12 protein-coding genes and 1 pseudogene are annotated in these 11,543 nt (G+C 66.6%); 6 read left to right on the top strand and 7 right to left on the bottom strand.

Annotated elements, in window-relative coordinates; translation table 11 throughout:
* The first annotated feature begins 324 nt into the window (after positions 1-324).
* Positions 325-483: a hypothetical protein gene (locus MFF58_RS30455; RefSeq protein WP_238293886.1), complete on the top strand. Its 159-nt coding sequence runs from the start codon at positions 325-327 to the stop codon at positions 481-483.
* Positions 484-787: 304 nt separating this feature from the next.
* Here the strand turns inward: MFF58_RS30455 and MFF58_RS30450 are convergent, their stop codons facing one another.
* On the bottom strand, positions 788-2,050 hold the full coding sequence (locus MFF58_RS30450) for an amidohydrolase/deacetylase family metallohydrolase (protein ID WP_238293885.1): 1,263 nt from the start codon (positions 2,048-2,050) through the stop codon (positions 788-790).
* Between the two features lie 878 nt (positions 2,051-2,928).
* A pseudogene (locus tag MFF58_RS30445) lies at positions 2,929-3,042 on the bottom strand (MucR family transcriptional regulator); the annotation flags it as partial.
* Positions 3,043-3,267: 225 nt separating this feature from the next.
* On the opposite strand from MFF58_RS30445, the gene MFF58_RS30440 reads away from it, so the two are divergent.
* Together MFF58_RS30440 and MFF58_RS30435 are read left to right on the top strand one after the other, a co-directional pair.
* Positions 3,268-3,678, top strand: coding sequence for a response regulator (locus tag MFF58_RS30440; protein ID WP_283206489.1), 411 nt, complete (start codon positions 3,268-3,270; stop codon positions 3,676-3,678).
* Positions 3,679-3,946: 268 nt separating this feature from the next.
* On the top strand, positions 3,947-5,689 hold the full coding sequence (locus MFF58_RS30435; RefSeq protein ID WP_238293883.1) for a hypothetical protein: 1,743 nt from the start codon (positions 3,947-3,949) through the stop codon (positions 5,687-5,689).
* On the opposite strand, the gene MFF58_RS30430 is transcribed toward MFF58_RS30435, so the two are convergent.
* Positions 5,679-6,518 (bottom strand): glycosyltransferase family A protein, encoded by an 840-nt coding sequence (locus tag MFF58_RS30430; protein ID WP_238293881.1) that lies wholly within the window; start codon positions 6,516-6,518, stop codon positions 5,679-5,681. The two genes, MFF58_RS30435 and MFF58_RS30430, sit on opposite strands and share 11 nt — an antisense overlap.
* 508 nt (positions 6,519-7,026) lie before the next feature.
* Between MFF58_RS30430 and MFF58_RS30425 the strand changes: the two genes are divergently transcribed.
* Together MFF58_RS30425 and MFF58_RS30420 are read left to right on the top strand one after the other, a co-directional pair.
* Positions 7,027-7,533: a DUF3280 domain-containing protein gene (locus MFF58_RS30425; RefSeq protein ID WP_238293879.1), complete on the top strand. Its 507-nt coding sequence runs from the start codon at positions 7,027-7,029 to the stop codon at positions 7,531-7,533.
* Between the two features lie 138 nt (positions 7,534-7,671).
* Positions 7,672-7,935 carry a hypothetical protein gene (locus MFF58_RS30420; protein ID WP_238293887.1) on the top strand — a complete coding sequence of 88 codons (264 nt, stop codon included), beginning with the start codon at positions 7,672-7,674 and terminating at the stop codon, positions 7,933-7,935.
* Between the two features lie 272 nt (positions 7,936-8,207).
* On the opposite strand, the gene MFF58_RS30415 is transcribed toward MFF58_RS30420, so the two are convergent.
* Positions 8,208-8,417: a hypothetical protein gene (locus MFF58_RS30415; protein WP_238293877.1), complete on the bottom strand. Its 210-nt coding sequence runs from the start codon at positions 8,415-8,417 to the stop codon at positions 8,208-8,210.
* Between the two features lie 758 nt (positions 8,418-9,175).
* Here MFF58_RS30415 and MFF58_RS30410 point away from each other — a divergent pair.
* Entirely contained in the window at positions 9,176-9,463 is a 288-nt protein-coding gene (locus MFF58_RS30410) for a hypothetical protein (RefSeq protein WP_238290655.1), read from the top strand.
* A 223-nt stretch (positions 9,464-9,686) separates the two neighbouring features.
* Here the strand turns inward: MFF58_RS30410 and MFF58_RS30405 are convergent, their stop codons facing one another.
* From MFF58_RS30405 to MFF58_RS30395, 3 genes are all read right to left on the bottom strand, one after another.
* Entirely contained in the window at positions 9,687-10,262 is a 576-nt protein-coding gene (locus MFF58_RS30405; protein WP_373323415.1) for a hypothetical protein, read from the bottom strand.
* A 171-nt stretch (positions 10,263-10,433) separates the two neighbouring features.
* A complete protein-coding gene (locus MFF58_RS30400) occupies positions 10,434-10,583 on the bottom strand; it encodes a hypothetical protein (RefSeq protein ID WP_238293875.1) in 150 nt (49 codons plus the stop codon).
* Between the two features lie 99 nt (positions 10,584-10,682).
* Positions 10,683-11,543, bottom strand: an 861-nt coding sequence (locus MFF58_RS30395) for a porin (RefSeq protein WP_238293873.1), incomplete at its 5' end; no start/stop codon positions are given.

Raw genomic sequence — 11,543 nt, 5'->3', positions numbered from 1 at the left:
CGGGATCGCCGCCGACGATGCCCGGGTCCCGGTGCGGGCCCGGCAGGCGCTGCTGGCACCCGCCTGGTACGGGGCCGCCCTGGCGGCCTTCCTGGCCCTGTACTACGTGGGTCATGCCGCGCTGTTCGACCCGGGCCTGCAGGTCCCCGAACTCGCCAAGCTGGCGGTGATCTGACAGCGGCCACTCGGTAGAGGCTCTGCCTCCCGTCGAGGGAGGGGCGTGGCCCTCCGGCGGCAGATTGATCTGTCGACAGCCTCAACGCGCAGGAACTGCGCAGCGTCGCAGCCGTAGCCCTCCTGTCGCTGATCGATGCGGAGGCCATCATGATGTCGCTGGGCGTGTTTTGTGTCGTGGCAGGCGTCAGCATGGCTGCCGGGTCCCTATGGTCCCCGCGCTACCGCGCCATCCTTGAGGTGATGGGCGGGAGCCTGTTCATGGGCGGATTGGGCTTTGCAGGCGCAGACTTCGTGCTGGCATCCTGATCCGGCAGGGCCTTAAACGCTGCCGAGTTTCGGCTTTGGCGTAGGCTTGTATGCGCGAACCTCCGCACCGGGTCATGGGAAGCCGGGGCAGCAACGTACGCGTCAATACCCTTCCGCCCGTCAGCAGACTGACTGAACGAGACGGGGCTGGTCCGCCTCGGGCCGATGGGCCCGATGATCGGCGACGTGACCGTGGGGGCCGAACGCCGGCCCCGGCACGCGACGCGGACCTGATTTTTCGAGACTTTCGGAGACTTGGGGCGGCGCGCCGGGAGACGGCGTGTCGCCCTCATCGCTCCGCGGATCAGCGGACGGAGAAGGGCGACTGGTAGGGACGGCCGAACGGCACGCCGTTGTTGACCGTCTGCACCGGCGTCAGAAAGCCCTTGCCGTCGCGTCGGTTGTTGCGGGTGTCCACCATCGAGAGCGGGCGCTCGATCCATTCCATCACCGAGACATCGCCGGGCGCGCCGACTTGCAGGGTTCCGAGCTTCGGGACGCGGTCGATGATTCCGGCCGGCTTGTGGGTCGCCATCGCGATCACCTGCTCCAGGCTGAAGCCCAGTGGCAGGAACTTGCTCATCACCACCGGAAGGAACGGCATGCCGGGGGTGTTGCCGGAGAACACGTGCAGGTCCGACGAGATCGTGTCCGGCGGCGCGCCCTGCGCGATCGCAGCCTCGGCGACGGTGAAGTCGAACGAGCCGCCGCCATGGCCGATGTCGAACACGACGCCCCGCCGCTTGGCCTCCAGGGCGGCCGGCAGCAGCTTGCCGTCCTGAACGATGTTCGTGAACTGACCGGCGCTGTTGGGCGCTCCCGAGTAGCAATGCGTGAGGATATCGCCCGGCCGCAGCAGATCGAGAATCTGGCTCATCAGCGCCGGCGTCTCGACGCCGCCGATATGGACCATCACCTTCGCCGGCCGCCCCGACATCTCGCAGGCCTGGATGGCCCGCTTCAGCGGCTCGGCCCCATGCTTGAAGATGACGTTCTCGGACATCCGGACCTTGGCCCCGATGGCGAAATCCGGGTTCTCGGCGATCGCCAGGGCGCAGGCCTCCACCTGCGCGTTGTCGAGGTTGTACAGTTCGGCCACCGGGAAGGCGGAGAGGCCGTTGTTGGCGATGTGGATGAACGCGAACATCCGCGTCCGCGTCTGGGCTGCGATGTGGCGCCGGAGCGCCGCGATGTTGTTGGCTCCCGCGTCGCCCGCCGAGACGACGGTGGTCACCCCCGAGAACGGGACGGTCTCGTCGGCCGGGATGCCGATCGCCGAGCCGTAGGGATAGGTGTGGGCGTGGAGATCGACGAGCCCCGGCAGCACGAGCTTGCCGGAGGCGTCGATCGTCTGCTTGGCGCGCTCGGAGGGGATGTCCGGCTCGAGGGCGGCCACCACGCCGAAGCGGATGCCGACGTCACGCTTGGCCCGCAGCGACTGGCTCGGGTCGATGACCTCCCCACCCTTGATCAGCAGGTCGAAGCGGTCGGGCACGGCGGCGGCCGGCCCCACGGCCGCCATGGCGCCAGCGAGCCCGAGCCACGTACGACGCGACAAATCGGCCATGGTCCAACCTCCCTCGGGGCGCCGCCGCGCGCCGTTGGTCGGTGCGTCGGCCTGCAGATCCCGTTGCGCAGCGCACGTACTTCGACGGCGCCGGGCCGGAGCGTAGCTTTCGCAATGGTCAAGCTGCAAGGTTTCGGAGAAATCGTGCCTTGACGATCGCCAGAGATTATATCGGTTGCCGGCGGGCCGCCCCGGCCGAAGTCACCGGCTGCTCCGGGTTCCGGCAGACGGGCCACACGGCGTCGTGCGCCGAGAAGTCGGCGTCGAAGGACTGTTTTCAGGTTGCGCCGTTGGTGACCCGCACCACTGGGTTGGGTCGTAAGCGGGCGGGACGGCAATGTCCGCTTCGATGGCGTTGCCGCCCGAGAGCGGACCGGCAGAAATCCACACCCCTGAGGCACCCACGCGAGCTACATGTGGTGGCCGACGCGGGCTAAACGCGGAAGCGCCGCTTCGGAGAAGGTCCGCCGGAAGAGCGGACGGTCTCCTGCCGTGGGTGCTGCCGTCATGCTCCGGCTGTCGGGGCAACACTCTGTCGTCGACGCGCGATCAGCTTCCCCCGGAAGCGCAAGACATTTGCGTTCACCTCAAAGTCTGGATGAGGCGGCCACCGCCATCCTTCCAAGGCGCTGATTTCCAGCGGAATTCCAAGCGGCGAGACGGCCGACTGGTAGCTCTGCGGATGGCATGCGATTGGGCATGACGAATGATTTGCCCGCTGCCGCTCGCAAGACCGCTCATGCACCGCAATCGACCACGCCTCGAAGATGGAACACACCCGTCCCGGGAAAGCTCATGGCGATGTCTCAGCTTGGCAGAATCCACTGATGCACTTGACTCACCGTCTTGAGGAAGAGCCTCCATAGCCCATCACCTCATCATGAACCGGCATTGCGGCGTCTGACTGCGCCCTCTGCCATTGCGCCCGGCTTGCCCAATCCGATGGCCTTGGCGCGGGCGGAGCGCTGCTCAGCGTAGCGCGGCGTGACCATCTCGGCTCTCCCGAGGCTGCGTCATCAGCCGGTGTGGTCCGAGACCGACCGGATGGCGATAGCGATATGCGGTCCGGCGGTGGTCGCGGCCGCGGGGGGCGCGCAAGCGATCGCGCTCCAGCCTAGCATGTATCTGGCTCTGCAGGGCCTTCTGGGCCGAGCGGTTTGTTGAGACCGCGACCCGGTTGACAGGCAACCTTCCCGTCCAAGCAGACTTTGGACTTCGTGACCCATGACGCTCAGGGCGACGCGCCCCATGCCCTCGTCGTCGATGACGACGCCCTGATCCTGATGGAGGCCACCGCCATCCTTGAGGATGCGGGTTTCCAGGTGCTGGAGGCGATGAACGTCGTCCAGGCCCTGGGAATACTCGACCGGCATCACGAGGCGGTTCACCTGCTCTTCACCGACGTGCATATGCCGGGGGAGGCGGACGGCTTCGATCTGGCGCGACAGACCGCCGCGCGTTGGCCACACATCGCGGTCGTGGTCGCCTCCGGGCAAGCGGAACCGGAGCCCGGCGACCTGCCGGCGGGAGCGACGTTCATCGGCAAGCCGTTCAGCGCCGAGATCGTCCGGTACCATGTCCGCAAGACCCTTCCGGACGAGAGGCACCCGGAGCCGTTGAGAACCTAGTCGCCGACCTCGGGCGTTTGGTCGCCGTTCGTCGGGATAAGGCTGCTACGCCTCCTGGTCTCGTCTCACGCTGGGTTTGGCGCCGCGCACGGACCCAGCGGAACGGCCGGGATGGGCGCAAGGCGGCCCACCGGAGTTGGCCGGAAGCGGCCGGACCGCTTCGGATCCTCTGCCTCACCGCAGCACTCGATCACCTGGAGTGACGACAGACACGCGTTGCCCATGCTCTGGTGCTCCGGCGTAAATCTGACTCGGTGAAGCGGCAGGTATGCTCGTCTACGGCAAGTCCAATTGGACAGGTGATCCGAACCACAAGCTCGATACCGTCGTAGCGCTGCTGCGAGAGATGGCGGATGAGCCGCCGGGCCTCGCCCGTCATGGCACGCTCGTCACGGCCTTCATCGTAGCCGGAGAGTTCGTCCAAGGAATTGCGGACGCGGCGTTCAGCGAACACGGTCACGACGCAACCTCAAGCGCGCAGGATGCCTCAAGCCTTTTCTTGATGAGGCTGGCGCGAATGGTTTGGGTCTCGTGGCGGACGGGCTTCGAACGCGCACTCGACGCGCCCGACATGACGCCGCTCGCCGCGCTGAAGCTGCCGGATCGGATCACGACGCGCTGGGCTGAAGGCTTCGCTTTCTACGCGCTCTACCCAGAAAGTTACGCGATCGCTGCTGCGCGCTCCGGCTTGGGACCAGGAACGAACGTGATCGGAATCCGGAGCATCGGCGTTCCGCTCGGAGCGATGGTGGCATCCGGATTGGGATCGGAGCGCCTGCTCACCGTGCGTCCGTCCGGGCACCCATTCCGGCGCAGAGTGTCGAACGATCTCACGGACCTCCAAGGCCGTCCCGGTCCCCATCAGGATGGTTTCGCGATTGTGGACGAGGGACCAGGTCTGTCCGGGAGCTCCTTCGGCGCGGTCATCGACAGGTTGTGCGCGTGCGGCGTCGCGGAAGATCGGATCGCACTGTTCCCGAGCCATCCTGGCGCCCCAGGCGCGCACGCGGAAGAAAGGCACCGGGCGCGGTGGCCCCGTATGAGGTGCCACGTGGCGCGGTTCGAGGATGTGGTTCTGGCCCGCGGCGGGCTCACGAGCTGGGTTGCGGATCTCGTCGGTCCGGTCGAGTCGCCACTCGTGGAGATCTCGGGCGGAAGCTGGCGAACGCTGCAGGGCCGAGACACGGATGCGTGGCCGCCGGTCAACGCGCAGCAGGAGAAGCGCAAGTTCCTCCTGAGAGCCGGTGGCAGCGCTTGGCTCATCAAGTTCGCCGGGCTCGGGCTGCCCGGCCGCACGAAGCTGGACCGGGCGCGGGCTCTGAACGCCCAGGGGTTTACGCCGCCCGTCTCCGGCTACCGCCACGGTTTCATCATCGAGCGCTGGATGGAAGACGTTCGACCGCTCGATCTCTGCCGGGTCGCGCCGGATACCTACATCGATCAGATCGGACGCTATCTTGGATTCCGAGCGCGCTGCTTCGCATGCGGGCCAGATCGTGGTGCAAGCCTCGGCGATCTCCTCGCGATGGCTCGCCACAACGTGGGTGAAGCCCTCGGCTCCGACTGGGCGGGCAGGCTCGATAGCTGGACCGCCGATCGCCTCGCGGTGCTCGCAGAGCGGTCGCATCCCACGGAGATCGATGGCCGGATGCAACCTTGGGAGTTCCTGCTGAAGCCGGACGGGCGTCTTCTCAAGTGCGACGCCCTCGACCACCATGCCGCCCACGATCTCGTCGGCTGTCAGGACATCGCCTGGGACATCGTCGGCGCCTGCGTGGAGTTGCCGCTATCCAGTGCCGGGCAAGCTCGCCTCATGGCGATAGTGGCACAGGAAGCGGGGCGTCCGGTGGATCGCGAGCTGCTCGCCTTCCTGACGCCGTGCTATCTCGCATTTCAGCTCGGGGCCGCCGCAATGGCGGCTGACGCGGCGTACGACCTTGATGAAGGCGGGCGCCTGCGACGCTCGGGTGCGCGCTACGCTGCGCAGCTGCAGAACGTGCTTAGGCGATGACGCGTGCATCCGGATCGGCGTGAAAGAAGCGCGCGGCCGCGGCACGAACGGACGCCGCGCCGAGCCCGAAGGGCGCCGCGAGCGCATCATCCAGCGCCTGACCCTGCTCGTTGACTGCCGCCGTCAAGGTGCGGCGCCAGGCGAGGTGGGGTCCATACAGGTCCGAATGGTTCTCGGATGTGTTGATGAGGTAGCTCGCGGAGATCGGGAGGCTGGCGAGCTGCACGCCATGCTCCTGCGCGACTTCGAGCCATCGATGGTGAGAGCGCAAGATGCTGAACGGGTCGCGGCGGACTGGGTCCGCCGCATCGGGACGCAGCGACGCCACGGTGCTCGTGCCGCAGAGCCGATGGAACTCGCCGGGAAAGATGCCGGGATGTGGCAGGGCCGCCATCCGCTGGCTCTGAAAGTCCAGTATCGCCCCAGCCTGGATCAAGCCACCTACGTGCCCAGGTCCGATGCAGGCGCGTGCTGCAGCAACAGTGTCGCGATCGACCCAGTCATCGGCATCGACGAGCATGAACAGGCCACCACCCTGCGCCAAGACGTAGTCGTTGAGGGCGTGCTTCTTCCGGCCGCTGTCGTCGTTGTTGGGGCCGGTCGCCTGCACGGGCCAATCGGCGGGCAGGAAGCTCAGGCGTGCGTCGCCGTCCATGTCGGTTCGCGGTCGATCGTGGCCGACGACGAGGACGCGGAAATCCGCATCGGTCTGCGCCAGCACCGACGCGAGCGTGAGGTTCAGCAGTGTTTCGACGAGAGCCCAATTGCGGGCGCGTGACCGCGGCACCAAGGCGATACCGAACGTAAACGGAGGCGGGTCGCGCATCATTGCTTGCTGTAGCGGGCTGAAGGGGCATCCTCAGATTGTAAGTGTAGGGCGGTCGTGCCTGCCCGCCACGTCAGCCTCGCGGGAGGGTAGTGCGCCCGCCGCGCGCGACGCTGATCGCTTGCCCCGGGATGATGATCCAGCGATGCGGCCGGCCATGCCACCGGAAGACGCGTAGCCGAGCGTCCAGCCCGATCAGGACCGCGGCGCATGAATCGCGGTCAGCACAGTTGAGACCGACGAGGAGCCGCCGAGTCAATCGGCGAGCGGGCGAAGCGACCCGTGCTGCCAGGCATCCTGGGCCGATTTCAGTCTTGGCCGTCCAGGGCCGAGTGGAGTTGTTGTGATCACCGCCGGCTCGGAGTTCCTCCCCGAGGACGAAGACGTGGCTGGGATCCCGTTCCGAAAGCGAAATAGATAGGCACCGGTTCGCACTGATCGTTCCGCTCACGCGTTCCCCGAGCAGCGACAGATCATTGAGGGAACGCTTATGAAAGTTCGAACGCACAGGATGTTTACCACCGTGGCGCTGCTGTTAGCCACCACGGCCGCCCACGCCGAACCGTCAAAAGCCGCGGTTTTCGACTTCCAACTCGCCAATCTCGGTGCTCAGGGACCTACCGACGCGGACTTGGCTCGCCTCGGCCCGTTAAGCGATCTGCTGCGTGCTCAACTCAAAGATACAGGCCGCTACGTGATCGTATCGACAGCCCCCGTCAAAGCGGATGTCGCCAAGGGCGCAGAGCTGCGCAAATGCGGTGGCTGCGCGGATGATTTCGCACGCCGGCTTGGTGCGGACGTGGCGATCACGGGGGAGATCCAGAAAGTCTCGAACCTGATCCTCAACATCAACGTATATGTGAAGAATTTGAAAGATAATTCGCCTGAGCAGGCCTACAGCGTCGATATTCGCGGCGACAATGATCTCTCATTCGATCACGGGATAAAGTACCTCGTGAAAAACCGACTGCCGTTGCCCGGCGCCGAAGGCGGCGGCGGACAAGCTTCGCAGAGGTGAAACGAACGCGTCCACCCGACCCCAATCCGTGGATCGGCGGTGCTTAAACGCAAATGAGACATGCACGCGTGCGAAGGATCATTCCCGGTGGCGGCCGAGTTTGACCTTGGCGGCACCTGCCGCGGCTCGGAGCGTGCCGTGTACAATCCCTTCTTCTCGTCGATGATGCTGGCCGTTGAGGCACAACGTGTCGTTGAGCTGCGGTTAGTTCGTCTGGCCTGGGGCGGCAAAGAGGGACTGGCCGAGGCCCAGTCGATGGTGACCGAGAAGGTTCACGCCGCCGGTGAAGCCATGACGACGCTGATGCTCGGCGGCTCGCCCGAAACCGTCATCGCTCGCTACCGCGAGCACGTCGCTGCGAATACGAAGCGCTTGTCAGCCACCAAATTGGTCGCGCCTTAGTTGCAGCGAATCGGAAACACAGACTCTGCCACTCAGACAGCCAGATGAGACGGCCTTCATCGTCAAGGCCGCGTGCCCGGACGAGGACGCAGGGGAGTGCCGCCTCACTCTGTTCTACGCGGTCCTCGCCGAAGATCCCGCGAGCGGCATGCAGCTCGTCAGGGATACGGTCCAGAAAGGCGCTGACGTGACGCTGATCGAGATGTGCCTCTCCCAGGCTACGCAGGAGCCTTTGCCAGCCGCAGATCGCCCTCCGCCGCCCATAGGGTCATCTACCGCGCATTCTGCCAGAGCGATGTCAGCTCCCGGAACGCCGCATCGCCGTTCGCCTCCGAAGCCCCTTCAGATCCGAAGGATCGAGCCGATTGGCGCACGACCACAGCGTCTCGTGTAATCGACCAGTCGAACCGCCCCGGCTCCTTCGCGGAGGGCGTCACGCGCAGCGTGTGGGGGTTCGGCTTGAAGGTGATCATGAACAGCATGTGGGGGCAGACAGAGCCACCCGTTAGGGGACGAGAGACGATAAGGCCGCGTGGGACGTCACGCTGTTACCCATCGCTCGTGATCGGACGTGGCGACGCCGCGCGCGGTACGGCTGAGACCCCGGCGGGTCCCGAGGATCCGCCAACCATCGCGGCCGGAGTGGCGGACCGCGACGGGCTGGAGGCCCAGCGTCGGAGGAGCAGCGGCGCCGTCTTCAGGTGCGGCCCCGTCGGCGCCGTCGCAACAAGCTCGCACCTGGAACACAAGGGGCGGGCCTTCCTCATCGGACCTGATGGCAGATCGACTGGCTCGAGGCGGCTCCCCCCGCCGACCTACTCCGTTCGTCGATCAGAGCCACACCTCGCGCTCCCGTCTCGCCGCGCTGGCTTGGCTCGGCCTCCGGGCTCCCAGGCCCCGGAATGCCGGCTGCGCGCGATCAAGGGGTGAGCGCCCGCAAGCGACACACCTATCGTGCTCGCAGCCATCGGGCGCTCGTCAGGCTGCGGCGCGGGAGTACCCCGTTGACGGCTGGGCAAATGCGGCTGTCACAGCCCCCGCCGACGTAGCGGCAGCGGGCTCCGCACGCTGATCGCCAGCCCGGCGTTCCTTCCGGGGAACAGCGGCGGGTCCGGGATCCGGTTCCGGGACCGGAGGGGGTGATGCTGCGTGCCTTGGCGCGAGGAGTTGCTACACCGGGGCCGCTGGAACAACGACCAGTGGATCCCCTTCCCTTCAGGCTTAAGCACCTGGAGGAACCATGTCCAAAATCCTGAAGATCGCCACCGCCGCCACGATGCTCACGCTGTCAGCGAGCCTGGCTGTTGCTGCGCCGTGCAACGTCGGCACGACGACGAATGCGGCCACCGGGAAGGACAGCAGCTCGAATGTCGATGGGGGCTCGACCGCCAAGGTGACCCCCGGCGCCAAGGCGGAGTCCCCCGGCACGGTCGGCGCCATGACCAACACGGGCGCCGCCATGAAGGACGACGGCTCGAAGAAGGCTCCGGAAGGTCAGCCCGTGAAGCCCGGCGCCGACAACTGCTGAGTCCACCCCATCGGTCGGGCCGCCATATCGTCCTGGCTCGCCCGGCCAAGTGCGCGTCCCATCGACGCCGCTCGGAAGGTGCCAGGCCGGCCCGGTATCGGCCGCAGGGCCCCACGGCTCCGTCGGCCGCAGCTTGGCTGGATATCCTCCGGCTTCACCCCCGCCCTGCACTCCGATGCCGCCACCGCGCGGCGCGGCTCGATGGGCGGCCCAGGCATCAGACCTACTGTGTGAGCAGGATCTTGCCGTTCACCGGCCCCACGCCCTTCGGCACCGGCACGCTCGTCGCGTCGTAGTTGGCGTTCAGGTACAGGGTCGGTCCATCGTAGAGATCGAGGAGCTGCGTGACGATCACCGTGTAGGCGGGCTGGTCGCTCACAGCCGCCTTGCCGTCGATGAACAGCCGGCCCGCCGGCAAGTAGATCGTGCCCAGCATCGTGCGGGCGTTGTTGCTGATGATCCGGTACTCGCGCAGCGGCATCGACGGCGGCGAGGGCGGCGGCGGCGGGGGCGGCACCGGAGCCGAGACGCCGGGTTGCTCGGTCATCAGGAAGCCGGCCAACGGGCCGCTCACCGGAGCCGTCAGGCTGATCGTGGTGCTGGCGTCGAACAGCACGCCGGCCGCGTCGCCCATGAAGTAGAAGCCGACGTTCTGGCCCGTCATGCCGGCTGTTTTGTCCACGATCAGCGGGCCGTCCTTGATGATGTAGACGCCCGGATTGAGCGTGACGCTGGCCGTCCCGGTGATGTGCAGCCCGCCGCAATAGGTGCGGGGATTGAGCGTCGTGTCGGCCGTCACCGCGACGTTGCCGGCAGCGGGACCTCCGGGGCCTTTGCCTGGACCGGGCCCGGCCGTGGAACTAAAACTGTTGCCATCCGGCTACAGCAACAAATGGCAACACAGCGGTCAGCAGCTTCTTGCCTGCCGATGCATGGCGAGGGCCTTACCCACGCCGATCCTGTGGCCGGACTAGAACGCGGACGGCTTGGCGCCCTCGTCCGTCCGGAAGGCGTCCGTGGCGGCCTTGATCGCGTCGTCCGTCAGGTCGGGCTTCCGGCGCAGGTCACCGGCGCCGGGGATCTCTTTGGCCCTGCCGGAGAGCGACCGCGGCAACAGCACAACAAAAAGCCCGGCCTTTCGGCCGGGCAGTGAGGGTCCCTTTGCACGGGGACATCAAGACCAGGAAGCTTTGGAGAACAACCGGTCTCGATCTGGAAATTAGAAGTCGCGCTGGATGCGGACGCGGATCTGGGAGACGCCGTCCGAGGTCGTGGTGCGGACGAGGCCACCGGCGTTGATCGCGGCGACGCGCGAGTAGGCGGTCGGATCCTTGTCGACGTCGATGACGCGGCCGTTCTTCACGCCGATCTGCGTGTAGAAGCCTTCGAGACCGATATCCAGATCCTTGACGGGCGACCAGATCACGTTCGCGCCGGCGACGAATTGGTAGGTGTCGCGGAGCGCCTGGCTGAGCGCGTAGAAGCGCGTGCCGGGCGTGCCCACGCCGTTGGCACCGAACGAGTTCGCCGGGTTGATGATGTTGAAGATCTGGCCCTGGGCCAGCCGCGAGCCGCTGGCGAAGTTCTGCTCGCCGTAGGAGCCGAAGAAGGCCGAGCGCCACTCCGGCGACCAGTAGTGCAGGTAGGCCGCCGACACCGTGACGTTGTCGTTCTTCTCGATCTGGCCCGTGAACGGGTTGATCTGCGCGTCGTTGAAGAACTGCGTGAACTTCTGACCCTGGATGGTGGTGGCCGACTGGGTGTAGGAGCCCGAGTACGAGGAGTAGCCGGAGTAGAGCTGCGCACCGTTCGCGTAGGCGGCCTGGACGTACAGCGCGTCGCCCGGAGCGATGAACGGCGCGTTGACCTTGATGCCGCCCTGCACGGCGAAGCCGTAGGCCGTGTTGGTGTGTGCGATGCTCACGTTCGAGCCGCCCGTGGCCGCCGTTGCGGCGGTGCCGAGGCCCGTGCCCGGGATGAAGCCGAGGGTGTTCTGGACGTTGTTGGCATTCAGCTCGTGCACGGCGGCCGAGACCTGAGCCGAACCCCAGGCCTGATCGAGGCGGAGCACGCCGACGAA

It is taken from the genome of Methylobacterium longum (assembly GCF_022179385.1).
Classification (GTDB): Bacteria; Pseudomonadota; Alphaproteobacteria; order Rhizobiales; family Beijerinckiaceae; genus Methylobacterium; species Methylobacterium longum.
This window is presented reverse-complemented; position numbering and strand designations above follow the sequence as displayed.

Excerpts from the sequence above, each read along its gene's own strand:
- MFF58_RS30455 (WP_238293886.1), top strand. The coding sequence starts at position 325 with ATGATGTCGCTGGGCGTGTTTTGTGTCGTGGCAGGCGTCAGCATGGCT.
- MFF58_RS30450 (WP_238293885.1), bottom strand. The coding sequence starts at position 2,050 with ATGGCCGATTTGTCGCGTCGTACGTGGCTCGGGCTCGCTGGCGCCATG.
- MFF58_RS30435 (WP_238293883.1), top strand. The coding sequence starts at position 3,947 with ATGCTCGTCTACGGCAAGTCCAATTGGACAGGTGATCCGAACCACAAG.
- MFF58_RS30430 (WP_238293881.1), bottom strand. The coding sequence starts at position 6,518 with ATGATGCGCGACCCGCCTCCGTTTACGTTCGGTATCGCCTTGGTGCCG.
- MFF58_RS30425 (WP_238293879.1), top strand. The coding sequence starts at position 7,027 with ATGTTTACCACCGTGGCGCTGCTGTTAGCCACCACGGCCGCCCACGCC.
- MFF58_RS30415 (WP_238293877.1), bottom strand. The coding sequence starts at position 8,417 with ATGCTGTTCATGATCACCTTCAAGCCGAACCCCCACACGCTGCGCGTG.
- MFF58_RS30410 (WP_238290655.1), top strand. The coding sequence starts at position 9,176 with ATGTCCAAAATCCTGAAGATCGCCACCGCCGCCACGATGCTCACGCTG.